General features: G+C 42.6%; 22 protein-coding genes, 1 tRNA gene and 1 pseudogene. 20 read left to right on the top strand and 4 right to left on the bottom strand.

Annotated features, from left to right (window positions below; all coding sequences use genetic code 11):
• Nucleotides 1–69 precede the first annotated feature (69 nt).
• Both HMPREF1149_RS08240 and tyrS read right to left on the bottom strand, forming a co-directional pair.
• Nucleotides 70–918 (bottom strand): putative RNA methyltransferase, encoded by an 849-nt coding sequence (locus HMPREF1149_RS08240; RefSeq protein ID WP_001095500.1) that lies wholly within the window; start codon nucleotides 916–918, stop codon nucleotides 70–72.
• A gap of 54 nt (nucleotides 919–972) precedes the next feature.
• Complete coding sequence (tyrS, locus tag HMPREF1149_RS08235; RefSeq protein WP_000546907.1) at nucleotides 973–2,229, bottom strand: tyrosine--tRNA ligase; 1,257 nt, start codon at nucleotides 2,227–2,229, stop codon at nucleotides 973–975.
• A gap of 140 nt (nucleotides 2,230–2,369) precedes the next feature.
• On the opposite strand from tyrS, the gene pbp1b reads away from it, so the two are divergent.
• The 6 genes from pbp1b to HMPREF1149_RS08205 all read left to right on the top strand — a co-directional run bounded on the left by pbp1b (nucleotide 2,370) and on the right by HMPREF1149_RS08205 (nucleotide 9,059).
• Nucleotides 2,370–4,871, top strand: a complete 2,502-nt coding sequence (gene pbp1b / locus HMPREF1149_RS08230; RefSeq protein WP_000664446.1) for a penicillin-binding protein PBP1B — start codon at nucleotides 2,370–2,372, stop codon at nucleotides 4,869–4,871.
• 80 nt (nucleotides 4,872–4,951) lie between these two features.
• Nucleotides 4,952–5,863, top strand: a complete 912-nt coding sequence (locus HMPREF1149_RS08225) for a DMT family transporter (RefSeq protein WP_001046353.1) — start codon at nucleotides 4,952–4,954, stop codon at nucleotides 5,861–5,863.
• A gap of 84 nt (nucleotides 5,864–5,947) precedes the next feature.
• Nucleotides 5,948–6,646, top strand: a complete 699-nt coding sequence (dapD, locus tag HMPREF1149_RS08220) for a 2,3,4,5-tetrahydropyridine-2,6-dicarboxylate N-acetyltransferase (RefSeq protein WP_000127476.1) — start codon at nucleotides 5,948–5,950, stop codon at nucleotides 6,644–6,646.
• Nucleotides 6,647–6,713: 67 nt separating this feature from the next.
• The gene (locus HMPREF1149_RS08215; RefSeq protein WP_000885089.1) at nucleotides 6,714–7,844 is read left to right on the top strand and encodes an N-acetyldiaminopimelate deacetylase; all 1,131 of its coding nucleotides are present in this window, start codon (nucleotides 6,714–6,716) and stop codon (nucleotides 7,842–7,844) included.
• 11 nt (nucleotides 7,845–7,855) lie between these two features.
• Nucleotides 7,856–8,395 (top strand): 5-formyltetrahydrofolate cyclo-ligase, encoded by a 540-nt coding sequence (locus HMPREF1149_RS08210; protein WP_000642767.1) that lies wholly within the window; start codon nucleotides 7,856–7,858, stop codon nucleotides 8,393–8,395.
• On the top strand, nucleotides 8,379–9,059 hold the full coding sequence (locus HMPREF1149_RS08205) for a rhomboid family intramembrane serine protease (protein WP_000658479.1): 681 nt from the start codon (nucleotides 8,379–8,381) through the stop codon (nucleotides 9,057–9,059). The genes HMPREF1149_RS08210 and HMPREF1149_RS08205 overlap by 17 nt, the downstream gene beginning before the upstream one ends.
• A 116-nt stretch (nucleotides 9,060–9,175) precedes the next feature.
• Here HMPREF1149_RS08205 and galU read toward each other — a convergent pair whose 3' ends face one another.
• Nucleotides 9,176–10,075, bottom strand: a complete 900-nt coding sequence (gene galU / locus HMPREF1149_RS08200) for a UTP--glucose-1-phosphate uridylyltransferase GalU (protein ID WP_000811033.1) — start codon at nucleotides 10,073–10,075, stop codon at nucleotides 9,176–9,178.
• A 21-nt stretch (nucleotides 10,076–10,096) separates the two neighbouring features.
• Entirely contained in the window at nucleotides 10,097–11,113 is a 1,017-nt protein-coding gene (locus HMPREF1149_RS08195; protein WP_000745027.1) for an NAD(P)H-dependent glycerol-3-phosphate dehydrogenase, read from the bottom strand.
• Nucleotides 11,114–11,319: 206 nt separating this feature from the next.
• Here HMPREF1149_RS08195 and HMPREF1149_RS08190 point away from each other — a divergent pair, with 206 nt between their 5' ends.
• The 14 genes and pseudogenes from HMPREF1149_RS08190 (at nucleotide 11,320) to HMPREF1149_RS08125 (ending at nucleotide 25,416) form a co-directional block, all read left to right on the top strand.
• Nucleotides 11,320–13,026, top strand: coding sequence for an ABC transporter ATP-binding protein (locus tag HMPREF1149_RS08190; protein WP_000905729.1), 1,707 nt, complete (start codon nucleotides 11,320–11,322; stop codon nucleotides 13,024–13,026).
• Nucleotide 13,027: 1 nt separating this feature from the next.
• Complete coding sequence (locus HMPREF1149_RS08185; protein ID WP_000859989.1) at nucleotides 13,028–14,794, top strand: ABC transporter ATP-binding protein; 1,767 nt, start codon at nucleotides 13,028–13,030, stop codon at nucleotides 14,792–14,794.
• 139 nt (nucleotides 14,795–14,933) lie between these two features.
• Nucleotides 14,934–15,623, top strand: coding sequence for a gamma-glutamyl-gamma-aminobutyrate hydrolase family protein (locus HMPREF1149_RS08180; protein WP_000124764.1), 690 nt, complete (start codon nucleotides 14,934–14,936; stop codon nucleotides 15,621–15,623).
• A gap of 171 nt (nucleotides 15,624–15,794) precedes the next feature.
• Nucleotides 15,795–17,144: a glucose-6-phosphate isomerase gene (locus HMPREF1149_RS08170; protein WP_000018238.1), complete on the top strand. Its 1,350-nt coding sequence runs from the start codon at nucleotides 15,795–15,797 to the stop codon at nucleotides 17,142–17,144.
• 186 nt (nucleotides 17,145–17,330) lie between these two features.
• Nucleotides 17,331–18,131, top strand: a complete 801-nt coding sequence (locus HMPREF1149_RS08165; protein WP_001000837.1) for an SDR family oxidoreductase — start codon at nucleotides 17,331–17,333, stop codon at nucleotides 18,129–18,131.
• 23 nt (nucleotides 18,132–18,154) lie between these two features.
• Nucleotides 18,155–20,020 (top strand): BglG family transcription antiterminator, encoded by a 1,866-nt coding sequence (locus tag HMPREF1149_RS08160; RefSeq protein WP_025170453.1) that lies wholly within the window; start codon nucleotides 18,155–18,157, stop codon nucleotides 20,018–20,020.
• Complete coding sequence (locus tag HMPREF1149_RS0102135; RefSeq protein ID WP_001086645.1) at nucleotides 20,020–20,517, top strand: transcriptional regulator GutM; 498 nt, start codon at nucleotides 20,020–20,022, stop codon at nucleotides 20,515–20,517. The genes HMPREF1149_RS08160 and HMPREF1149_RS0102135 overlap by 1 nt, the downstream gene beginning before the upstream one ends.
• Nucleotides 20,514–21,059, top strand: a complete 546-nt coding sequence (gene srlA, locus HMPREF1149_RS08155) for a PTS glucitol/sorbitol transporter subunit IIC (RefSeq protein ID WP_001015684.1) — start codon at nucleotides 20,514–20,516, stop codon at nucleotides 21,057–21,059. The genes HMPREF1149_RS0102135 and srlA overlap by 4 nt, the downstream gene beginning before the upstream one ends.
• 13 nt (nucleotides 21,060–21,072) lie before the next feature.
• Nucleotides 21,073–22,053: a PTS glucitol/sorbitol transporter subunit IIB gene (gene srlE, locus HMPREF1149_RS08150; protein WP_000120696.1), complete on the top strand. Its 981-nt coding sequence runs from the start codon at nucleotides 21,073–21,075 to the stop codon at nucleotides 22,051–22,053.
• A 97-nt stretch (nucleotides 22,054–22,150) separates the two neighbouring features.
• Nucleotides 22,151–22,522 (top strand): PTS glucitol/sorbitol transporter subunit IIA, encoded by a 372-nt coding sequence (locus tag HMPREF1149_RS08145; RefSeq protein WP_025170452.1) that lies wholly within the window; start codon nucleotides 22,151–22,153, stop codon nucleotides 22,520–22,522.
• Between the two features lie 196 nt (nucleotides 22,523–22,718).
• A pseudogene (gene pgi / locus HMPREF1149_RS08140) lies at nucleotides 22,719–23,195 on the top strand (glucose-6-phosphate isomerase); the annotation flags it as partial.
• Nucleotides 23,196–23,322: 127 nt separating this feature from the next.
• Nucleotides 23,323–24,783 (top strand): glutamate--tRNA ligase, encoded by a 1,461-nt coding sequence (gene gltX / locus HMPREF1149_RS08135; protein WP_000031062.1) that lies wholly within the window; start codon nucleotides 23,323–23,325, stop codon nucleotides 24,781–24,783.
• A gap of 12 nt (nucleotides 24,784–24,795) precedes the next feature.
• A complete protein-coding gene (locus HMPREF1149_RS08130) occupies nucleotides 24,796–25,230 on the top strand; it encodes a cytidine deaminase family protein (RefSeq protein WP_000382000.1) in 435 nt (144 codons plus the stop codon).
• Nucleotides 25,231–25,344: 114 nt separating this feature from the next.
• A tRNA-Glu gene (locus HMPREF1149_RS08125) sits at nucleotides 25,345–25,416 on the top strand.
• Nucleotides 25,417–25,644 lie beyond the last annotated feature (228 nt).

Raw genomic sequence — 25,644 nt, 5'->3', positions numbered from 1 at the left:
GTTGAAAAATCGCGATTTAAACCCGCACCTCTTTTTGAGGTGCGGGTTTTGTCTTATTGAAAGATTTATTTACACTGCTTTCCCAACTAAAATCTCTGCTTCGATGGTAATCTCAGTCAACTGACTCCAGTCAATCTTGGTTTGGTCAACGTGAAAGAGGAGAGGCGTCATGGCAAGCAGGGCTTGGCGTTGCTCAGCCGAGATAGGTTTTGTTAAGGAAGCAATCTGACTAGATTGGATGCTGAAATGTTCCTGGAAATGTTCCTTGATATCTTGGTTGGAATAATCCTTCTTTGTCAGCTGGTCCTGCACCATTTGACGGATTTCCTTGAGGTGATTTTCAGTCGGGATGACCTTAATCAAGATACCATCTTTGGATAAAACGCGACGGAATTCCCCATAGTTGGCAGGTGAGAAGATATCAAGCAGGATATCCATGCTGGCGTCTTTTATAGGAAGGCGAGCCAGATCACCGACAAACCAGTTGACCGCCCAGTTGGGTTCGCTCTTGGCAGCGATTTGAACGGAATCTTTTGAAATATCAAAGGCGTAGAAAGTCTTGTCAGAGTGTGTTTCTTGGAGTTTACGAGAATAAAAACCTTCGCCACAGCCGATATCCAAGACTGTTTTTGCGGATGGTTTAGTGGCTAGTAAGTCGGAGACACCTTCTAAAATAGCCTGATAAAAACCAGCTTCAAGGATTTGCTGGCGGTTTTGGAAGTTTTCCTTGTCGTAGTTGGTAGATTGCTTGATTTGAGGTGCCAGATTGACATAGCCGAATTTTGCCAGGTCAAAAGAATGGTGATTGCTACACTTGAGACTGCTCTCTACTAAGGTCAGATTTTCTTGACAGATAGGACAGGCAAAGGCACTAGCAGAAGCAAAGCGCTGGAGTTTTGGTTTGAGGTTTGTATTCATAGTTTTAGTCTAGCAAAAAAAGGACTGGATGGCAAATGCCTCCAGTCTGCTCTCTTAGTATGTAAGGACGAAGTATTTTTTCTTACCGCGGCGGATAACAGTTAGTTCATTTTCTAACTTATCTGCATCACTCAAGACATAGTCAAGGTCTTGGATACGGTCGCCGTTGACGTAGATGGCTCCATTTTGAACATCTTCACGGGCCTGGCGTTTTGAGTTCACCACACCAGATGACACGAGGAGTTCCACGATATTATGGTTTTCGTCTGCTTGTACTTGGTAGTTTGGCACGCCACGAAGTCCTTGTTTGAGTTCTTTAACAGAAAGATTTTTGATGTTTCCAGCAAAGAGTTGCTCGGTGATGTTGAGGGCTTCCTTATAGGCTTCTTCGCCGTGAACAAGTGTAACGACTTCACGAGCCAAGACTTTCTGAGCCAAGCGTTCGTGTGGAGCCGCTTCAAACTGTTTACGGATGTCTTCAATCTCATCCAGTGACAAGAAGGTAAAGATCTTCAAGAAGCGAACAGCGTCAGCGTCCATGACGTTCATCCAGAATTGGTACATTTCGTATGGAGAAGTCTTTTCAGGGTTGAGCCAAACAGCGTTTCCTTCAGATTTACCAAATTTCTTACCAGTTGCGTCTGTGATGAGTGGAACAGTAATAACGTGACCAGTCTTGTCAGCCTTACGACGAAGCAATTCGGTACCTGCGGTCATATTTCCCCACTGGTCAGAACCACCGATTTGTAGCGTTACGTTGTGCTCTTGGTTAAGGACGTAGAAGTCATACCCTTGCATGATTTGGTAGGCAAACTCAGTGTAAGAAATCCCTGTTTCAATCCGTTTCTTCACAGACTCCTTGCTCATCATGTAGTTGACAGTGAAGTATTTTCCGACATCACGGAGGAAGTCAATGAAGCTGATGCTGCCAAACCAGTCGTAGTTGTTGACCATGACAGCTTTATTTTCCCCATTTTCAAAGTCAAGAAAACGAGAAAGTTGTCCTTGGATAGACTTGACCCAGCCCTCTACTGTGTCTTTTGTTTGGAGACTACGCTCAGCATCTTTGAAGGACGGATCTCCGATGAGACCTGTAGCACCGCCAACGAGCGCATAAGGTTTGTGACCTGCTAGTTGCAAACGACGACTTGTCAAGATTGCGACAAGGTGACCTAGGTGAAGGCTGTCAGCAGTTGGATCGTAGCCAGTATAATAAGAAACTTGACCTTCTTCTAGGGCTTTACGCAAAGCTTCTTCATCAGTCGTTTGAAAAATCAAACCACGCTCTTTTAGCTCATCAAAAATGTGCATGTGTCTTTTCTCCTTTATAAAATATTGTTTCTACCTATTGTATCACAAACTCGGACAATAGCCTAGTGGAATAGGGAAGAAAGTGGCTATTTTATTGAAAGTTTCCCTTTTATGGTATAATAGAGAAAGCGAGGACATTCATGAAAGAAAGAATTAATGAATTAAAAACAAAAATGCTGCGTTTTTTCCAGCAGCTAATGCAACGAATTGCAAAATGGAAGAAAAGACTAGCAGAAAAACTAGCTAATAAGAAAACCAGTAAAAAGGGGACCTCTTCTGACAAAGTTAGAAGAGCAGGGTCTATTTTTGCTAAGGTTTTGAGTGGGTTTAAAATAGTCTTTAATACTCTCTTTATCTTAGGTTTTATCGGTGGACTGTTTGGCGCTGGTGTGGCTATGGGTTATGGAGTCGCTCTATTTGACAAGGCTCAAGTCCCTCAAGCAGAAGAGTTGGTCAAGCAAGTGAAGGATATTGCCTCTATCTCAGAAATCACTTATTCTGACGGCAGTACCATTGCCTCGATCGAGGGTGATTTGTTGCGCACTTCAGTCGCTTCAGATGCTATCTCAGACAATCTTAAGAAAGCTATTGTTGCGACAGAGGACGAGCATTTCAATGAGCACAAGGGAGTTGTGCCTAAGGCCGTTATTCGTGCGACCTTGGGAACCTTTGTCGGTCTAGGTTCGTCTAGTGGTGGTTCGACCTTGACCCAGCAGGTCATCAAGCAGCAAGTGGTGGGGGATGCTCCCACTCTAGCTCGTAAGGCTAAAGAAATCATTGATGCTCTAGCTTTAGAGCGGGCTATGGGCAAGGATGAGATTTTAACAACCTACCTCAACATAGCTCCGTTTGGTCGCAATCACAAAGGTCAGAATATTGCAGGTGCCCAGCAGGCTGCAGAAGGGATCTTTGGGGTTAAGGCTTCGGATCTAACGGTCCCTCAAGCAGCCTTTATCGCAGGATTACCACAGAGCCCAATTAGTTACTCCCCTTATGAATCTGACGGTAGTATGAAGAGCGAGGAGGATTTGGCTCTGGGGGTCAAACGGGCTAGAGATGTTCTCTATAATATGTACCGGACAGGGGCTCTAAGTCAGGAAGATTACGATAAGTACAAAGATTATGACTTTAAGAAAGATTTCTTGCCATCTGGTAGTGTCAGTGGTACTTCGCGTGACTATCTCTACTTTGCAACCTTGGCAGAAGCTACTGATCGGATGTATGACTACCTGATTCAGAGAGATAATGTCTCTGTACAAGAGCAAAAGAATGAATCCATCCAGAAAGCTTATCGTGATTTAGCGACTAAGGAAATTGAAAATGGTGGATATAAGATCACGACGACTATTAATAAAAATGTTCATGCTGCGATGCAAAATGCGGTGGCAACCTACGGCTATCTGCTAGATGATTCGACAGGACAGCCTGAGGTGGGGAATGTCCTCATGGACAACCAAACAGGAGCTATTCTTGGATTTGTCGGTGGTCGCAATTATCAAAAAAATCAGAATAACCATGCTATCGATACAAAACGTTCCCCTGCCTCAACTACTAAGCCGATATTGGCTTACAGTATTGCTATTGACCAAGGTCTGATGGGAAGTGCAAGTATCTTATCAAACTATCCGACCAACTTTTCAAACGGCAATCCTATCATGTATGTCAATAGTCCTGGTACAGGGATGATGACGTTAGGGGAGGCCCTCAACTACTCATGGAATATTCCAGCCTACTGGACTTATCGTACACTTCGAGAGAAGGGGGTTGATGTCAAAGGGTATATGGAAAAAATGGGTTACGAAATCCCAGAATATGGTATTGAGAGTTTACCGATGGGCGGAGGAATTGACGTTACAGTTGCTCAGCATACTAACGGATATCAGACTCTGGCCAACAACGGAGTTTACCATAAGAAACATATGATCGCGAAGATCGAGTCAACAGATGGTCGAGTGGTATACGAGCACAAGGATAAACCTGTCCAAGTTTACTCAAAAGCGACAGCGACCATCATGCAAAGTTTGCTTCGCGATGTTATTTCATCTCGGATTACCTCAAGTTTCCAGACAGACTTGGCTACCATCAATCCAAGCCTCGCTAGCGCCGACTGGATTGGAAAAACTGGTACAACCAATGAAGATGAAAATATGTGGCTTATGCTTTCTACGCCTCGCTTGACCTTGGGTGGCTGGCTAGGTCACGATGACAACCGCCCGCTAGCCAAAGGGGCGGGCCACTACCGCAATGCCAACTATATGGCCCACTTGGTTAATGCTATTCAACAAGCAAAACCTGGCATTTGGGGGAATGAGCGCTTTAATCTTGACTCAAGTGTGACCAAGTCACAAGTTCTCAAGTCGACAGGGGAGAAGCCGGGCAAGGTTTCAATTAATGGCAAAGAAGTTAACGTTTCCGGTTCTACCGTAACAAGTTACTGGGCTACTAAAGAAGGGGCGCCAGTAACCGCCTACCGCTTCGCTATTGGAGGAAGCGATGCAGATTATCAGAATGCTTGGAAGAATATTCTAGGAAGCATTCCTGCAGTAACTCCTCCAAGCTCAAGTAGCGGTTCGGGAACAACAAGTTCGAGTGGAAATACTCAGAGTGGCTCTTCAGGACGTTCACGTCTATTTAATCGTTAAGATAGAGTAGCAGCACGGTTATCTTAATTTTGACCTTGTTGCTACTTTTTTCTTTGTTGGTTTCGTGTTACAATAAGGGAATGAATAAGTATCAAAAGAAGATTTTGAAGGGAACCTTTTATTCACTGTTCTCGGGTCTTATCTGGGGGATCTGTGGGATTTTAGGAGAGTATTTTTTCACTCATTATCCAGTGTCTTCTGGATGGATTACTTCTATGCGTTTACTGGTAGCGGGGAGTTTGGTTTTAGGCTTATCGGCCTTTCAGTTGCGCACTCGATTATTGGACATCTGGCGTGATAAGAAAAATTATCTACCTTTTTTAGCCTATGCTATTCTAGGTATTTTTTCTGTGCAGTTTTTCTTCTATCTCTGCGTTGAGTATTCCAATGCGACGACGGCGACCATTTTGCAATTTATCAGCCCAGTTTTTATCCTGTTTTACAATCGCATTGTCTACCAGAAAAAGGCTTCGATTACAGCGATTCTCTATGTTTTGATTGCCATGCTAGGTGTTTTTTTGATGGCCACAAAAGGGGACTTGTCCCAGTTATCCATGACGCCCTTGGCTCTAGTGACTGGTTTGCTCAGTGCGGTAGGGGTCATGTTTAATGTCATCCTTCCCCAACGATTTGCCCGCCACTATGGATTTGTCCCTACTGTTGGTTGGGGGATGATTCTGGCAGGGCTCTTTAGTAATTTCCTTTACCCTATCTATCAGATAAGCTTTCAAATGGATCTGGTAAGCGTGCTGATTTGTCTGATGATTGCCGTGTTTGGCACCGCTTTTGCCTTCTTCCTATCTATGAAGGCTGTCTCTCTCGTTTCCCCGTTGGTTGTATCGGTGGTAAGTGCCAGCGAACCGCTTTCTTCAGCAATATTAAGTGTTCTTTTTCTGGGATTGGTCATGGATGGTTTTTTGGCCTTGGCTATGGTGTTGATTATCATTCCGATGATTTTCTTATCTGTAGAAGAAGCAAAACAAGCCCAGTAAAGATGCTTATTTGATAGTTGAGGCTTCAAATTTGAAGCCTTTTTTGGTAGAATAGGTATCATTATAACGAACCAGGAGGCGCCTATGACTGCTACAAAAATGAACGCTCAAGAAATTATCCAATTTATCGCCAATGCTGAAAAGAAAACCAGTGTCAAAGTAACCTTTGAAGGGCAACTCGCAACTGCTGTGCCTAGCTCTGTTGTCAAACTAGGAAATGTTTTATTCGGAGACTGGAAGGACGTTGCTCCGCTTCTTGAAGGTTTGGTAGAAAATCAAGACTATGTTGTCGAGCAAGATGCTCGTAATTCTGCAGTTCCTTTACTAGATAAACGTGATATCAACGCTCGTATCGAGCCAGGTGCTATTATCCGTGACCAGGTTGAAATTGGTGCCAATGCTGTTATCATGATGGGAGCTGTTATCAATATCGGTGCTGAAATCGGTGCTGGAACTATGATTGACATGGGTGCTATCCTTGGTGGCCGTGCTATCGTTGGAAAAAACAGTCACGTTGGTGCAGGTGCAGTTTTGGCGGGTGTGATTGAGCCAGCTAGCGCTGAACCAGTCCGTGTCGGAGACAATGTTCTTATCGGTGCCAATGCAGTGGTTATTGAAGGAGTTCAAATCGGCAGTGGTTCAGTTGTCGCTGCAGGAGCTATCGTTACCCAAGATGTCCCAGAAAATGTGGTTGTAGCAGGTGTTCCGGCTCGTATCATCAAAGAAATTGATGCCCAAACCCAACAAAAAACAGCGCTAGAGGATGCGCTTCGTACCTTGTAATTGTAAAAGTAAAAAAGAGGCGGAACCCTTTTTCCAGCCTCTTTCTGCTATATAGGAGGACAGATAGATGTTAGATTTGATTCAGACTAGACGAGATTTACACCAGATTCCAGAGATTGGCTTGGAGGAGTTCAAGACTCATGCTTATTTGATGGATGTGATTGAGAAATTGACTGCGGGCAAGGATTTTGTCCAAGTTCGTACTTGGCGGACAGGTATTTTGGTTTATTTGCAGGGAAATCAGCCGGAACGAACCATTGGTTGGCGAACAGATATTGATGGCCTGCCTATCGTCGAACAAACAGGTCTACCTTTTGCTTCTCAGCACCAAGGTCGCATGCATGCTTGTGGTCATGATTTTCATATGACCATTGCCTTGGGCTGTCTTGAGCGCGCCCTTGAGGAGCAACCCAAGAATAATTTGCTCTTCCTATTTCAGCCTGCTGAAGAAAATGAAGCTGGTGGTATGCTCATGTATGAGGACGGTGCTTTTGGGGACTGGTTACCAGACCAATTTTATGGCCTCCATGTCCGTCCAGATCTGAAGGTTGGACAGATTGCGACCAATACCCATACGCTCTTTGCAGGAACTTGTGAGGTGAAGATTCGTTTTAAAGGAAAAGGGGGACATGCAGCTTTTCCGCATGAAGCCAATGACGCCTTGGTGGCTGCTAGTTACTTTGTAACTCAAGTACAGTCAGTTGTCAGCCGCAATGTTAATCCCATCGAGGGAGCGGTGGTGACCTTTGGCCTTTTCCAAGCTGGAACAACCAACAATGTCATTACAGACACGGCCTTTTTACACGGAACCATTCGGGCCTTGACTCAGGACATGAGCCTCTTGGTACAAAAAAGAGTCAAGACAGTCGCAGAAGGGGTTGCGGCAGCCTTTGATATGGAAGTCGAAGTAGAACTTAAGCAAGGAGGCTACCTACCTGTTGAGAACAATCCAGCCTTGGCGCGTGAACTGATGGACTTTTTTGAAGAGAAAGACGGAATCGAGTTGATTGATATCGAGCCGGCTATGACTGGTGAGGACTTTGGCTATCTCCTTTCGAAGGTAGATGGCGTTATGTTCTGGCTAGGTATCGACAGTCCCTACGCCCTTCATCACCCTCAGATGAGTCCTAAGGAAGAAGCCTTAGCCATTGGGGTAGATGCGGTCTCTAGTTTCTTGAAAAAGAAGGCAGCAGAGTAGAGGAGTTGTCTATGAAAGCAGAACTACGCAAGCAAGTCTTGCAAGAAATGAAGACTCTATCTCAGGAACAAAAACAGGCTATGGATCGAGCTTTAACTGAGCGATTTTTAAAGCATCCCTTTTACCAAGAAGCCAAGGTCGTCGCATTCTACCTCTCCTTTCCGCATGAGTTTCAAACGCAGGAACTGATTGAGCAGGCGCTGAAGGACGGCAAGAAGGTTTTGATACCCAAAACCTATCCCAAGGGGCGCATGGAGTTTGTGGTCTATCATCCGCAGCAGTTGGTAAAAACTTCCTTTGGTTTACTGGAACCGAAAGGAGACCTAGAAGTTGTGGATCCGTCTCAGATTGATTTAATTCATGTTCCGGGCTTGGCTTTTACAACAGAGGGCTATCGGATCGGATATGGTGGAGGATACTACGACCGCTATCTAGAACATTTTGCTGGGCATACCATGAGTACAATCTATCCTTGTCAAGTTCAGGAGTTCAACTCGGAAAACCATGATATTCCCGTCCAGGAGGTGCTAATAGATGAAGGAAATCTTTGATAAACGTTATCCTGTGACTAGTTTCTTCCTCCTAGTGACTGGCTTTGTATTTCTACTGATGCTGATTACTACGGGTATCAACTTTGATCAAGCCAAAACTCTGTTTCAGTTTGGAGCTATGTATGGACCGATCATTCGCCTGTTCCCAGAGCAGATTTGGCGCCTATTTTCGGCTATATTTGTGCACATTGGATGGGAGCATTTCATTGTCAATATGATTTCACTCTACTTTCTTGGACAACAGGTGGAGGAGATTTTCGGCTCTAAGCAATTTTTCCTTCTTTATCTCTTATCAGGAATGATGGGCAATCTCTTTGTTTTTGCTTTCACACCGAAAGTCCTAGCAGCAGGTGCCTCCACTTCTCTCTATGGATTATTTGCTGCGATTATCGTTTTGCGCTATGCGACTCGCAGCCCCTATATCCAGCAGTTAGGACAATCCTACCTGACGCTTTTCGTGATCAATATCATTGGAAGTATTCTGATTCCAGGAATCAGCCTAGCTGGGCATATCGGAGGTGCAGTAGGCGGTGCCTTTCTAGCAGTTATTTTTCCAGTCAAATGGGAGAGAAGGATGTACAGTACTAGCCAGCGAATCGGAGCAACTGTACTTTTTATCGCACTAGCCATTTTCCTTTGCTATAAGGGAATGAGCTATGTGTAGAGGGAATAGTTAAATGAGCACCGATTCGGTTGCTAATAAGTCATCTGCAAAGATGGCTTTTTTATTGCAAGCTTCAACAAAAAACAAAGCCCTTATTTAAGAGCTTTGTTTTTCTTCTATTCCCCTTCAGCTAACTCTTTTCCGAGTTGAATGAGATAGTCTTTCAAGTCGTCTTTGACTTGTGGGTGTTTAAGAGCGTAGTCAATGGAGGTTTTCATAAAGCCAAACTTGTCCCCGACATCGTAACGAGCCCCTTTGAACTCACGAGCAAATACACGTTGTGTTTTATTGAGAGTATCGATTGCATCTGTCAGCTGAATTTCATTTCCCGCACCTGGAGCTTGGTTTTCGAGGATTTGGAAAATTTCAGGAGTGAGGAGGTAGCGCCCAATGATAGCAAGGTCGCTAGGAGCATCCTCTGGCGCTGGTTTTTCAACGAAGGTTTCAACGCTGTAAAGACCATCTTTTCCTTCGCCTTGTGGATCAATAACTCCATAGGCAGATACTTCATCGTGAGGGACTGGCATGACAGCGATAGTAGACGCGTGGGTACGTTCATAGTCATCCATGAGTTGTTTGGTGAGCGGAACAGCCTTTTCATTAGTGATATCCATCAAGTCATCTCCAAGCATCACGACAAAAGGTTCATTTCCGACGAAAGCCTTGGCTTGCAAAACAGCATCTCCGAGACCGCGTGGATGAGTTTGGCGGATAAAATGCAGACGCATGCCAGTTGTTTCATCAACTAGCTTCAAAAGATCTGTTTTCCCTTTTTCTTTGAGGTTGTATTCCAATTCGAAGTTTGAGTCGAAGTGATCCTCGATAGAACGTTTTGACTTACCAGTAACAACCAAGATATCTTCGATTCCAGACTTGAGGGCTTCTTCAACGATAAACTGGATAGTTGGCTTGTCTACGATTGGCAACATTTCCTTGGCCAAGGCCTTAGTTGCTGGGAGGAAACGAGTTCCCAATCCAGCGGCAGGGATGACTGCTTTTCTGACTTTTTGTTTCATGATGTTCCTTTCTATAAAGGTCTATGACCATTCGTTTTCTGCTTTAAATTCATTGCTCATGATGTCAGTGATTGCTTCTTTGATATTGACACCTTCATAGATAACTCGGTAAATAGCCTGTGTGATTGGCATGTAGACACCCAATTCCTGAGCCAGTTCGTAAGCTGCTCGAGTTGTTGAAATGCCTTCGATGACCATACCCATGTTTGCTTCGATGTCTGCGAGGGATTCTCCACGACCGAGAGCATCACCGGCCCTCCAGTTACGAGAGTGGACAGATGTCCCAGTTACGATCAAATCTCCTACTCCAGAAAGGCCGCTATAAGTCAGAGGATTAGCTCCAAGAGCGACCCCTAGACGGGTGATTTCAGCCAAGCCACGGGCAATGATAGCCGCCTTGGCATTGTCGCCAAATCCTAGACCATGTAGTGCTCCAGCGCCAACTGCGATGATGTTTTTGAGAGCACCAGCGGTTTCAACCCCGATAACATCCGTATTGGTATAGAGGCGGAAGTAGTGGTTGCTAAAGAGATTTTGGACGTACTGGGCCGTTTCAAGGTCTTTGGAGGCTGCAGTGATCAAGGTAATATCCCGCACAATAGTTTCCTCAGCGTGGCTAGGTCCTGAAACAACGACGACTTCACTACGAAGGTCAGCTGGAATTTCCTCTTCAAGAATGGTTGAGAGGCGTTTGTGGCTATCTGGTTCCAATCCTTTGGAGGCATGCATGATGACAACCTTGTGATCGAGCACCTTTGCTACTTGTTGGGCAACCAGTCTCGTTACTTTTGTTGGGACTACAAATAAAACAGCATCCACATCCTTTAGTGTTTCTTCCAAGTCATGATAGGCTTTGATCTTTTCGTCGAGTAGGATATCTTTGAAGTAGCGTTTGTTTGTATGTTGGTTATTGATTTCATCAATTTGGTCAGAAATATTTCCCCAAATTCGAACCTCGTGTCCATTGTCGTTTAGGACCTGCGAAAGGGCAGTTCCCCAAGAACCAGGACCCAAGACAGCGATGGTTTGTTTCTTCATCTTTTCCTCCTTGTAAGAGTTCTTCCTTTCATTTTACCATAAAAAGCCTTTTCATGCATCACCTGTAGATGAGAGCGCACTAATTTATAATAAGGAGACTTCTTTGACAAGATGTCTCTTTTTTGCTAGAATAGCATCAATATGAACGAATGAGAAGGAGCTGACGCAGGATGTCGCTCCCTTTATCTATTTTATTAGGAGGAAATATGCTCATTAAAAAAATAAAAACCTATAAATGGCAGGCCTTGGCATCCTTAATGATGACAGGTTTGATGGTTGCGAGTTCGCTCTTGCAACCGCGCTATTTGCAAGAGGTGTTAGAGGCTTTGTTGGCTGGTCAAAATGAGGCTATTTATAGTATTGGCGCTTGGCTGATAGGAGTAGCCCTAGTCGGTCTGGTTGCAGGTGGGGTCAATGTAACACTTGCAGCCTATATTGCTCAAGGAGTGTCTTCGGACCTTCGTGAAGACGCTTTTCGCAAGATCCAGACTTTTTCTTATGCCAATATTGAGCAGTTTAATGCGGGTAATCTTGTCGTCCGAATGACCAATGATATCAACCAAATTCAGAACGTGGTGATGATGGCTTTTCAAATCCTCTTCCGTCTCCCTCTTCTTTTTATTGGTTCCTTTATCTTGGCGGTTCACACTCTTCCGTCACTTTGGTGGGTGATTGTCCTCATGGTGCTCCTAATCTTTGCACTAACAGCCATCATGATGGGGATGATGGGGCCACGATTTGCTAAGTTTCAAACCCTTCTTGAACGGATCAATGCTATCGCTAAGGAAAATCTACGTGGTGTGCGCGTGGTTAAATCCTTTGTGCAGGAAAAAGCACAATTTGACAAATTTACCGAGGTTTCTGATGAACTTCTCGGCCAAAATCTTTATATCGGTTATGCCTTCTCAGTTATAGAACCCGTTATGATGCTAGTCGGCTATGGAGCGGTCTTCCTCTCTATCTGGTTAGTGGCAGACATGGCTCAGTCAGATCCATCTGTTGTGGGCTCTATTGCTTCCTTTATCAACTATCTCAGCCAGATTATCTTTACCATTATCATGGTTGGATTTTTAGGAAATTCTGTCAGTCGTGCCATGATTTCCTTGCGTCGTATCCGCGAGATTCTAAATACCGAGCCAGCGATGACCTTTAAAGATCTCCCAGACGAAGAGTTAGAAGGAAGTCTCTCTTTTGAAAATGTAACCTTCACCTATCCCAATGACGATGAGCCTATGCTGAAGAATGTAACCTTTGAAATTGCGCCTGGTCAGATGGTTGGTGTGGTTGGGGCTACTGGAGCAGGGAAGTCCACTCTAGCTCAGTTAATTCCACGACTTTTTGACCCACAGGAGGGATCTATCAAGATTGGTGGCAAGGATATTCGAGACGTCAGCGAGGGAACCTTGCGTAAAACAGTTTCCATCGTCTTGCAACGTGCTATTCTCTTTAGCGGGACCATTGCAGATAATCTTCGTCAAGGGAAAGGCAATGCCAGCGTGTCAGAAATGGAACGTGCAGCACGGATTGCCCAAGCCAGTGAATTTATCGGACGCATGGAAAACAAATTTGAGAGTCAGGTCGAAGAACGTGGAACCAACTTTTCTGGTGGACAAAAGCAACGGATGTCCATTGCCCGTGGGATTGTCAGCAATCCCCGTATCCTGATTTTTGACGATTCGACTTCGGCCTTGGATGCCAAGTCAGAAAGACTCGTGCAGGAAGCTTTGAATAAAGACCTGAAAGGGACGACAACCATTATCATCGCTCAAAAGATCAGTTCAGTCGTCCATGCAGACAAGATTTTGGTTTTGGATCAAGGGCGTTTGATTGGAGAAGGACGGCATACAGACTTGGTAGCTAACAATGCCGTCTACCGCGAAATATACGAAACACAAAAGGGAAAGGAGGAATAAAATGAAAACAGTTCGATTTTTCTGGAATTATTTTAAAGTTTACAAGTTCTCCTTTGTCATTGTGATTCTGATGGTTGCGGTGGCGACGATTGCCCAAGCCCTCTTTCCAGTTTTTTCAGGCCAAGCAGTGACGGAGCTCGCTAACCTAGTTCTAGCTTATCAAAATGGGACTTCCGAACTAGCCTGGCAGAGTTTATCAGCTCTGATGCTGAATCTAGCTCTGGTTGTTCTCGCCTTAGTAGTATCCAGTTTGATTTACATGACCTTTATGACCCGTGTGATTGCTGAGTCAACAAATGAGATGCGTAAGGGTCTCTTTGGCAAACTTTCTCGTTTGACGGTTTCTTTCTTTGACCGCCATCAGGATGGCGACATCCTTTCTCGCTTCACGAGTGACTTGGATAACATCCTTCAAGCCTTCAATGAAAGCCTAGTTCAGGTTATGAGCAATATTGCTCTTTACATCGGTTTGATTTTTGTCATGTTTTCAAGAAATGTGACGCTAGCCCTGATAACAGTAGCCAGCACTCCAGTGGCCTTTCTCATGTTGGTTTTCATCGTGAAAATGGCCCGCAAGTACACCAATCTCCAGCAAAAAGAGGTTGGGAAACTCAACGCCTACATGGACGAGAGTATTTCTGGACAGAAAGCTGTTATCGTACAAGGAATTCAAGATGACATCGTAGCAGGCTTTGTGGAGCAAAATGAGCGCGTGCGCAAGGCAACCTTTAAAGGGAGAATGTTCTCAGGCATCCTATTTCCTGTTATGAATGGGATGAGCTTGGTCAATACGGCCATCGTTATTTTTGCAGGTTCTGCGGTCCTGCTGAACGATCCAAGTATCGAAACAACAACAGCCCTAGGTTTGATTGTCATGTTTACCCAATTTTCTCAGCAGTACTACCAGCCAATTATCCAGGTGGCTGCGAGTTGGGGGAGTCTCCAGTTGGCCTTTACTGGAGCGGATCGTATCCAAGAAATGTTCGATGCAGAAGAAGAGATTCGTCCGCAAAATGCGCCTGCCTTTACGGAATTGCGAGAAGGTGTTAAAATCAGTCATATTGATTTCTCTTATGTGCCAGATAAGCCGATTTTAAAAGATGTTAGCATTTCAGCTCCTAAGGGGCAGATGATAGCAGTTGTTGGCCCGACTGGCTCAGGGAAAACGACCATCATGAACCTCATCAATCGTTTCTACGATGTGGATGCAGGCAGCATTTGCTTTGATGGCAAAGACATCCGTGACTACGACTTGGACAGTCTGCGGAGCAAGGTCGGGATTGTCTTGCAGGATTCGGTCTTGTTTAGTGGAACGATCCGAGACAATATCCGCTTTGGTGTGCCAGATGCCAGTCAGGAAATGGTCGAAGCAGCTGCCAAGGCAACTCATATTCATGACTATATCGAAAGCTTGCCTGATAAGTATGATACCCTTATTGATGATGAGCAAAATATCTTCTCGACTGGGCAGAAACAATTGATTTCCATCGCTCGGACCTTGATGACAGATCCTCAAGTCCTAATTTTAGATGAAGCGACTTCCAATGTGGATACCGTAACAGAAAGCAAGATTCAACATGCCATGGAGGCAGTTGTAGCAGGACGAACCAGTTTTGTCATTGCCCATCGTCTCAAGACCATCCTCAATGCCGATCAGATTATTGTCCTCAAAGATGGAGAGGTTATTGAACGTGGAAATCATCACGAGTTGCTCAAACTCGGTGGCTTCTACTCAGAACTCTATCACAATCAATTTGTCTTCGAATAAGAAAGAAGTTGTCCTCGTTGGGCAGCTTTTTCTTGTCCATAAAAAATACTTATCACGGTCTTTAAAAAAACATATTAGACAGGAAAGGGGTGGAGTGATAAGATAAGACTGTCGCAAGAAAATCGAAAGGAGACACATCATGGCTAGAACGGTTGTAGGAGTTGCTGCGAATCTATGTCCTGTAGATGCAGAAGGGAAAAACATTCACTCATCTGTATCCTGTAAATTTGCAGAGAGCATTCGTCAAGTCGGTGGTCTTCCTTTAGTAATTCCTGTAGGGGATGAGTCCATTGTTCGCGATTATGTAGAAATGATTGACAAACTCATCTTGACAGGTGGGCAAAACGTCCATCCTCAGTTTTATGGAGAGAAAAAGACCATTGAGAGCGATGATTACAACCTTGTACGCGACGAGTTTGAGCTAGCTCTTCTACAAGAAGCTTTGCGTCAGAACAAACCAATCTTAGCCATTTGCCGTGGCGTTCAGCTTGTCAACGTTGCTTTTGGTGGGACACTCAATCAGGATATTGAAGGTCATTGGCAAGGTCTACCTTTTGGGACTTCACATTCTATTGAGACAGTGGATGGCAGTGTAGTGTCTAAATTATTTGGTAAAGAAAGTCAGGTTAACTCAGTACATCGTCAGAGTATTAAAGACTTGGCACCCAATTTCCGCGTGACGGCTGTGGATCCACGTGATCAAACTGTTGAAGCAATCGAATCTATTGATGAGCACCGTATTATTGGTCTCCAGTGGCATCCAGAATTCTTGGTCAATGAAGAAGATGGCAACTTAGAATTATTTGAGTATTTATTGAATGAATTATAACGACTGGAAACCTAGTCGTTTTTTTGTCTTATTTCGTTCAAATTTTAATATTGTAACATTTTTTACGCAAATGTTTAAATTATGATAAAATTTGGAAAAATTCAGTATAAAAACTTGAAAAAATCGAAGGTAAGGGTTATGATAGAAGAGAAGAAATTTTGGAGGAATATTATGTCACATATTAAATTTGATTATTCAAAAGTATTAGATAAATTTGTTGCACCACATGAACTAGATTATATGCAGCCTCAAGTGACTGCAGCAGATTCTGCTCTGCGAAATGGTACAGGTCCTGGGGCAGAAATGACTGGCTGGTTGAACTTACCTGAAGAATATGACAAAGATGAATTTGCTCGTATTCAAAAGGCTGCTGCTAAAATCCAATCTGATAGTGAGGTATTGATCGTAATCGGTATTGGTGGTTCCTATTTAGGAGCTCGTGCAGCTATTGATTTCTTGAATAATTCATTTGTAAACTTGCAAAGAAAGGAAGAACGCAAGGCACCTCAGATCCTCTATGCTGGAAACTCTATCTCTTCAAGCTATTTGGCTGATTTGGTAGACTATGTATCAGACAAAGATTTCTCAGTAAACGTGATTTCTAAATCAGGTACAACAACTGAACCGGCTATTGCTTTCCGTGTCTTCAAAGAACTCTTGGTTAAGAAGTATGGTCAGGAAGAAGCAAATAAACGGATTTATGCAACTACAGACCGCGCTAAAGGTGCAGTTAAGGTTGAAGCAGATGCTAATGGCTGGGATACTTTTGTAGTGCCTGATAGTGTAGGTGGTCGTTTTACAGTATTGACAGCAGTGGGACTCTTGCCAATCGCAGCTGCAGGGGCTGATATCAGCAAGTTAATGGAAGGAGCAAATGCTGCTCGCAAGGCTTATGCTTCTGATAAGTTGGCTGAAAATGAAGCATATCAATATGCAGTTGTACGCAATATCTTGTACCGTAAAGGTTATCTGACAGAAGTTCTAGCTAACTATGAACCATCTCTACAATACTTCTCTGAGTGGTGGAAGCAACTGGCTGGTGAGTCAGAAGGGAAAGACCAAAAAGGGATTTACCCAACTTCAGCCAACTTCTCAACAGACTTGCACTCTCTGGGACAATTTATCCAGGAAGGTACCCGTATCCTCTTTGAAACAGTTGTACGTGTAGATAAACCTCGCAAAAATGTGCTGATTCCTGAATTGGCAGAAGACTTGGACGGTCTTGGCTACTTGCAAGGAAAAGATGTTGACTTTGTCAATAAAAAAGCTACAGATGGAGTGCTGTTAGCACACACTGATGGTGGAGTTCCAAATATGTTTGTGACACTGCCTGAGCAAGATGAGTTCACTTTGGGCTACACTATTTACTTCTTTGAGTTGGCTATTGCTCTTTCTGGCTACCTGAATGGTATCAATCCATTTGACCAGCCTGGAGTTGAGGCTTATAAGAAAAACATGTTTGCCCTTCTTGGAAAACCAGGCTTTGAAGAGCTGGGTGCTGAGCTGAATGCACGCCTTTGATTCTTATATGCCTTGAGTTCATTTAGAGTATAAAAAGAGATCCACAAGTTCATTTCTTGTGGATTTTTTAGTACAAGCCTCATAATTAGTTTATTATTTTTTTGAACAGTATAAAAAAGAGTGTCTTAATTCTTTTATGAAAGCGCTGTATAATTGCCTTGTAAATAAAATTTGAGAGGTATCAAAATGAATGATTGGTTAAACATAAAAGGCAAAACAGTTCTTGTGACTGGCGCGTCATCTGGGATCGGTAAGGCAATCGTTGAAGAATTGCTGGAATTAGGTGTCAATGTAGCGAATTTCGATCTTAGCGACAACGATTTGCGTCATCCAAATCTATTATTTGTAAAAGTTGATGTAACTTCTCGCTCTGAAGTAGAAGAGGGTGTTGCCAAAATAGTTGAAAGATTTGGCAATATTGATGCAGTGGTCAATAATGCAGGGATTAATATCCCTAGATTATTAATCGATGCAGAAAATCCTAAAGGTCCTTACGAATTGGACGATGAGACGTTCGAAAAAGTAACGATGATTAATCAAAAAGGTTTGTATCTGGTTAGTCAGGCAGTGGGACGTATTTTAGTGAAAAATGGAAAAGGTGTAATTGTGAACATGGCTTCAGAAGCAGGCTTGGAAGGTTCTGAAGGACAAAGTGCCTATGCTGCCACAAAAGCAGCAGTCTATAGTTACACTCGTTCATGGGCAAAAGAGCTGGGTAAGCATGGTGTACGTGTGGTTGGAATTGCTCCAGGAATTATGGAAGCTACGGGACTTCGAACTCTTTCTTATGAGGAAGCTCTTGCTTATACCCGTGGAAAGACGGTAGAAGATATTCGAGCTGGTTATGCTTCAACTTCAACAACTCCTTTGGGACGAAGTGGTAAACTACGGGAAGTAGCTGACCTTGTAGCATTCTATATTTCAGACCGTTCTAGCTATATAACTGGAGTCACTACAAATATTGCCGGGGGGAAAACTCGCGGTTAAAAAAATGAAGGTGAGGAAGAGAGTTGACCATAGTAAATCGATGGTATAACATTTTAGAAAAAATGGTCTCACAGCCAACTTATTCCTTGGTAGATATGCGCTCAGAGCTGGATATTAGTATGCAAACCTTGCAAAAGAGTATCCAACAATTAAATGATGTTTTGGCTCCGAGTATCCAGATTATCTCACAAGATGATAAGTTAATGTTAGAGGTGTATGACTATACTGAGTTGGAAAGGATTTTATCTGGTAGTTTAAAACGGGAGAGTGACTTCAATTCTTCCAGTAAAAGAATTGCCTATTTACTAAAACGTTTAATTAAGTCAACCTCCCCTCTTCTTATTGACGACTTGGCTGAGGAGGCAGGTGTTAGTAGAAGTACCCTTAATAAGGATTTAAAACAAGTAAAATCTTTGGCAGAGAGTTACTCTATCACTATTTCAGGAAAGCCCAACCGTGGGCTGGAGGTCTTGGGGTCCGAGCTGAATTTGCGCTTGCTCTATATTCACCAAGTGGCCCCTTACTTTGAAGGAAAGACACTCACCGAGGCAACATCTTCTTTTCTGGAGACGCTACTCCAGGAGTATAAAATCCCGAAAGAAACAAAGGAACTCCTTCGAAAGACAATTTCAATTATGGTGGAGCGTATTTATGCATCTAGGGTGTTGAGTTGCCCTATTCCTTACTATAGGAATGATTTAACAGAGACACCTTTGGTTGAAAAATTAATCTATCATATTGAGATGACTTATAAGATTTCCCTCAGTCAGTTTGAAATAGACTTTTTGTGTTTTCCGTTTAATATCCGTTTTATTGACACTTTAAGCAAGCCGTCTTATCAATCTGAACAGCTTGCAAACATTTTTCAAGGGATTGTCAAGAAAGTCAAAGAAACAATGTTGGTTAACTTTGATGATGAAGAATTATTTGAAGAAATCAAGTCTCATCTAGGCCCCTTAATCAATCGACTGATTTTCCATGTGCAAGCTAATGATATATTCCATGGCGAGGTTCAAACTCAATATCCTTTTGCTTTTGAAATGGCGAAAATTGCTGGAGAAGAACTGTCTGCAATTTTTGGTTCTGAATTGGAATTATCTGAAATCGGATATCTGGCTTTGTATTTTGAAATGATTTTAAGAAAGCAAAACTCTGTTGTAAATGGTTCTCGCAAGCAGATAGCAGTAGTTTGCACAACAGGAAGAGGAACTGCTGCGATGATTATTCAGCAACTCAGACGAATCCTTGGAAATGATGTAGACATTACTCAGTATTCTGAAGAGGATTTTAATCTGGATTTGAATCAGGACTATTTCGCGATTTTTACGACAGTTCCTCTAAAATATAAAGATTCTAAATCTCCAGTCATTCAAGTTAATCATCTTTTTGATGATCAATGGCTGCGGGAAGAATGGCAGAGGGCCAATGCTTTTCATCAAAAAAATCTAGAAACAGTCAGCTTACGTTTTCTTCGGTTGAGTCCCCAAAAAACCTATCAGCAATACTTGCTAAATATGGTTGCAGAGTTAGAGAAACTTCAGATGATTGATGAAGGTTTTAGAAATCGGATAATTGATAGGGAGAAAAAACAATCAACCATTTTTGGTGGAGGAATTGCCTTCCCCCATACAATTAACCAGGGTTATGCAAAGACTATTTTAATGTTTGGAAAGCTAGAAGAGCCTTATCAAAAAGGAGATGATTGGATTGAATTTATCATTCTAGTCGCCATTCCCTCAGAAATTGAAAGCAAAATGGAGAGTGAATTGCTGGAATTGTATGACGACATTTTTCGAATTGCAGGAGAGCCTTCTCTAAAAGAAGCTTTGAGGGCTGTAGAAACAGAGACAGAGTTTCTATCATTTTCTAAGAGCAAAGGAGTATTTTAATGAATTCGCTAATAATTTTCGCTGTATTTGTCATGGCAGCTTATATATTTCAAATGTTCCTCGGCTGGCAGCAACTCAAAGACTTCAATAAGACCTATACGATGCTCCGAAGACTGGGGCGCGTAGCGATTGGCAGGAAGTCCGGAAGAATCAAATCCGGTACGATTGTCATGTTCGCGGTTGATGAAAACGGTCGGGTTCTTAAAGCTAGCAAAATGCAAGGAGTCACAATCTTAGCACGTTTTCAAAATATGGACGATTATGTTGGAGAAGACATCCATTATTTTGACAAGTATAATCCTCTTGTGAGAAAAGAAAATAAGTTGATGCAATCAGCCATAGAAGATGCTAGAAAAGTCTATCTTTGGCATGAGGCAGGTATTGAGAAAGAGACAAGTTCATCTGATTCTTTTCTGGGATTCGGCTTTTATGCGAATTACTTACAATTATCTATTAAACAGTTATTTAAAAAAAATAAGAAAGGGAGTTCCTTATGAATCACATTACAAATTTTGCAGAGAGTTTTATGAAACTCTTCCAATTAGGTGGAGAAACCTTTATTAGCTGGATGACAAATATTGTACCGCTTGTCTTAATGCTATTGATTGCAATGAATACCCTTATCGCTTTCTTGGGAGAAGAGAAGGTCAATTCCCTGGCTAAGATTTCTGCCAAAAATCCTGTTAGCCGGTATATGATTTTACCTTTCATTTCAGCCTTTATGCTGGGGAATCCGATGGCAATCAGTATGGGACGTTTCTTACCAGAATATTATAAACCTAGTTTTGTAGCAGCTCAGATGCAGTTCTGCCATACTTCAAATGGTGTATTTCCGCATATCAATCCTGGGGAATTGTTTGTATGGATGGGAATTGCAACAGGAATTCAAACTTTAGGTTTAAGTCAAATGGACTTAGCCATTCGTTACATGCTTGTTGGGCTTGTCATGAACTTTGTAGGCGGTTGGGTGACCGATTTTACAACTGCTTATGTAGCAAAACAGCAAGGTGTTACCTTGAGTAAAACATTTGATTTATAGAAAGAGTGAAATTATGTCATATAAGAGTATAAAAGTTGTTAAAGGAAATGGCGGTTTCGGAGGACCTTTGGTCATTACACCTAGTGAAGCTAAGCATAAATTCATCTATATCACTGGCGGAGGAGAAAAGCCAGATATTGTGGATAAAATTGCTGATTTGACCGGTATGGAAGCTGTTAATGGGTTTAAAACTTCTATCCCAGATGAGGAAATTGCTTTAGCAATCGTGGATTGTGGCGGTACTCTTCGCTGTGGTATTTATCCTAAAAAGGGAATCCCTACAATAAATATTGTCGCTACAGGGAAAAGTGGGCCTCTAGCTCAATATATAACCGAGGAAATCTATGTGTCAGCAGTTGGCCTTAATCAAATTTCTGCTGCTAATGAAGACGAAAAAGCGACAACTGTGGTAACTGAAAAGCCAACTTACGATACTAGTAAAAAAATTACAGAGCAAAAAGCTGAAACAAGTATTGTAGCACGAATTGGGATGGGGGCTGGTAAGGTCGTTGCAACTTTCAACCAGGCTGCTCGTGAAGCCATCCAAACAATGCTCAATACAATAATTCCTTTCATGGCCTTTGTTTCCTTGCTGATTGGGGTTATTCAAGGATCCGGTGTTGGAAATTGGCTGGCAAAATTAATGGTTCCCCTAGCGGGGAACATCTGGGGACTCGTTTTAATTGGCTTTATCTGTTCCTTACCATTCCTATCTCCTTTGTTAGGTCCCGGAGCTGTTATTAGTCAGATTATTGGAACTTTAATTGGAGTCGAAATCGGAAAAGGGACTATTCCGCCCCAAATGGCTCTGCCAGCTTTATTTGCTATCAACACTCAAAACGGTTGTGATTTCATTCCTGTAGCACTCGGCCTATCTGAAGCCAAGGCTGAAACAGTTGAGGTTGGTGTCCCTTCGGTACTTTATTCACGCTTTCTCAATGGTGTTCCGCGAGTGCTAGTTGCTTGGATAGCTAGTATTGGTCTTTATCAGTAGACCTTTGATAGATGCCTGAAAACAGAGAACTATTATGTTAAACTTATCTATAAGCCTAAGTTTATGACAAATTAGAGAAAGTATGAATAGAAATCAGATGAAGAAAATTTTTGAAACTAAAGTAATTCAAGTAGGGTCTGAAGCTCAGAATATGATTCAAGATGCCAATATGCTCATTTTATTTGGAGAAGAAGCACCAGAAGATTTATCAGAGTATTGTTTTAAGATTGATAACAAAAATCTGCTAGGTTCAATACTAGAAGGTGGCAAGCTGGTGGTAGATAATCAGGAATATTCGATTAGTTCCGTAGGAAATGTAGTAGAAAAAAATTTAACTGGACTGGGACATATCACGATTTCTTTTGATGGTTCAAAAGAGGGGAGCCTTCCTGGTACACTCCATGTTGTAGCAGAGAAAGCGGTAGTAATTGAGAAAGGTTCTACTATTCAGATTTTTGAAACTGCTTAACCATAATAAAATTTCAAATCAAGCAATTTAGAAAAATAAAAGTCTAAAAAATTGATTCAGAGCCTGGACCAAAAGTCCAGGCTTCTGGGTCTAAATTAGAAAAAATAGATGACGCAGTGGTTGATTGGCAAGTCAATCAAACTAGCCAGTCAGTGCAAGGGAATTTCCAGCAGATGCATCCACAAGGGGTGCCTGAACAGAAGGGAAAGACCAAAAAGGTATTTACCCAACTTCAGCAAACTTCTCAACTGACTTGCACTCATTGGGTCAATTTATCCAAGAAGGAACCCGCATCATGTTTGAAACAGTTGTCCGTGTTGACAAACCACGTAAGAACGTGATCATTCCTACTTTGGAAGAAGACCTTGACGGACTTGGTTACCTTCAAGGGAAAGACGTTGACTTTGTAAACAAAAAAGCGACTGACGGTGTTCTTCTTGCCCACACAGACGGTGATGTACCAAACATGTACGTAACTCTTCCTGAGCAAGATGCCTTCACTCTTGGTTACACTATCTACTTCTTCGAATTGGCAATTGCCCTTTCAGGTTACTTGAATGCCATCAACCCATTTGACCAACCAGGTGTTGAAGCCTACAAACGTAACATGTTTGCCCTTCTTGGAAAACCAGGATTTGAAAAATTGAGCAAAGAGCTTAACGCACGTCTATAATAGAAGAAAAGAGTGGCTTGCCCACTCTTTTTACTCTCTTTATTCGTAGACATTGGACTCAGGCGAGACTTGTGATATAATATAGAAAGCAAAAAGGCAGACGCCTAGAGACTTTATAGGAGAAACTATGTCAAAAGATATCCGCGTACGCTACGCACCAAGTCCAACAGGACTACTACACATCGGAAATGCCCGTACAGCATTGTTTAACTACCTTTACGCACGCCATCATGGTGGAACTTTTATCATTCGTATCGAAGATACTGACCGTAAACGTCACGTTGAGGACGGGGAACGCTCACAGCTTGAAAATCTTCGCTGGTTGGGTATGGATTGGGATGAAAGCCCAGAAACTCATGAAAATTATCGCCAATCAGAGCGTTTGGAACTCTATCAAAAATACATCGACCAATTGCTAGCCGAAGGAAAAGCCTACAAATCTTACGTTACAGAAGAAGAGTTGGCAGCTGAGCGCGAACGCCAAGAAGCAGCTGGCGAAACACCACGTTACATCAATGAATATCTTGGCATGAGCGAAGAAGAAAAAGCAGCTTACATCGCAGAACGTGAAGCAGCTGGTATCATCCCAACTGTTCGTTTGGCTGTCAATGAGTCTGGTATCTACAAATGGCATGATATGGTCAAAGGTGATATCGAGTTTGAAGGTGGCAACATCGGTGGCGACTGGGTTATCCAAAAGAAAGATGGTTACCCAACTTACAACTTTGCCGTTGTCATCGATGACCACGACATGCAGATTTCCCATGTTATCCGTGGTGATGACCACATTGCCAACACACCAAAACAGCTCATGGTTTATGAGGCTCTTGGTTGGGATGCACCTGAGTTTGGTCACATGACTTTGATTATCAACTCTGAAACGGGTAAAAAATTGTCTAAACGTGACACCAATACCCTTCAATTTATTGAAGACTACCGTAAGAAAGGCTATCTTCCAGAAGCAGTCTTTAACTTTATCGCCCTTCTTGGTTGGAATCCAGGTGGCGAAGATGAAATTTTCTCTCGTGAGGAATTGATTAAACTCTTTGATGAAAATCGTCTCAGCAAGTCACCAGCTGCCTTTGATCAGAAGAAACTAGACTGGATGAGCAACGACTACATCAAGAGAGCTGACTTAGCAACCATCTTTGAAATGGCAAAACCATTCCTAGAAGAAGCAGGGCGTTTGACTGACAAGTCTGAAAAAATGGTAGAACTCTACAAACCACAAATGAAGTCAGTAGATGAAATCGTTCCATTGACAGACCTTTTCTTCTCAGACTTCCCAGAGCTGACAGATGCTGAGCGCGAGGTCATGGCAGGAGAAACCGTTCCTGTTGTTCTAGAAGCCTTCAAAGCGAAACTAGAAGCCATGACAGATGAGGAATTTGTGACAGAAAACATCTTCCCACAAATCAAAGCAGTTCAAAAAGAAACAGGTATCAAAGGGAAAAACCTCTTCATGCCGATTCGTATTGCCGTTTCAGGTGAAATGCATGGACCAGAATTACCAGACACCATTTTCTTACTCGGACGTGAAAAGTCAATCCAGCATATTGAAAACATACTGAAAGAGATTTCTAAATAAAAAGGACTTCCGATGGATACATGGGAAAAAATGTATGAAGAAGCACGAGCCTTATACAATCCTCATGAAGTTTCTGACTTTGTTTATGCTAACCATGTTGTTGCTGCAGTAGAAGCAGAAGATGGTCAGATCTTCACAGGATTTTGTATGGAGGGCACTTGTGGCGTTTTTCATCTCTGTGCAGAACGAGCGGCTCTCTTCAATATGTATCAATTTTCAGGACAAACCAAAGTTAAGAAAATCCTCGCCTTTCGAGATAAACCTCCCTACGGCGAAGGATCAGGTATGCCCTGTGGCGCTTGCAGAGAATTTCTCTTAGAATTGAATGCTGAAAACAAAGAAGCAGAGTTCATGATGGACTACGAAACAAGAAAAACAATTAAGGTTGCCGAGTTGATTCCTTACTGGTGGGGAGAGGAACGTGCGACAAATTGGAAAGATAAATAGAAGGAGTCAGTTTAACTGGCTCTTTCCCTAATCTTTTCAGAATTTCGGTAAAGAGGAAAAAAGTCCTTGACAAAGGTAAAAAAGTAGGTATAATAGAAAGAGTTGAAAAGCTCAGGTCCGTTGGTCAAGGGGTTAAGACACCGCCTTTTCACGGCGGTAACACGGGTTCGAATCCCGTACGGACTATGGTGTATTGCGGTTAAAAAAACTTGAAAAAAGTTTAAAAAATCTGTTGACAGAGGCAGGTAGCTGTGATATACTAATATAGTTGTCGCTCGAGAGAATGAGTGACAAAGACCTTTGAAAACTGAACAAGACGAACCAATGTGCAGGGCACTATAACTAAGGTTATAGTACTGAACAATGAAAAAACAATAAATCTGTCAGTGACAGAAATGAGTGAGAACTCAAACT

Source organism: Streptococcus sp. BS35b (assembly GCF_000286475.1).
GTDB lineage: Bacteria > Bacillota > Bacilli > Lactobacillales > Streptococcaceae > Streptococcus > Streptococcus oralis_W.
Note: the sequence above shows the minus strand (reverse complement) of the source record. Positions and strands in the feature narration are given on the sequence as shown.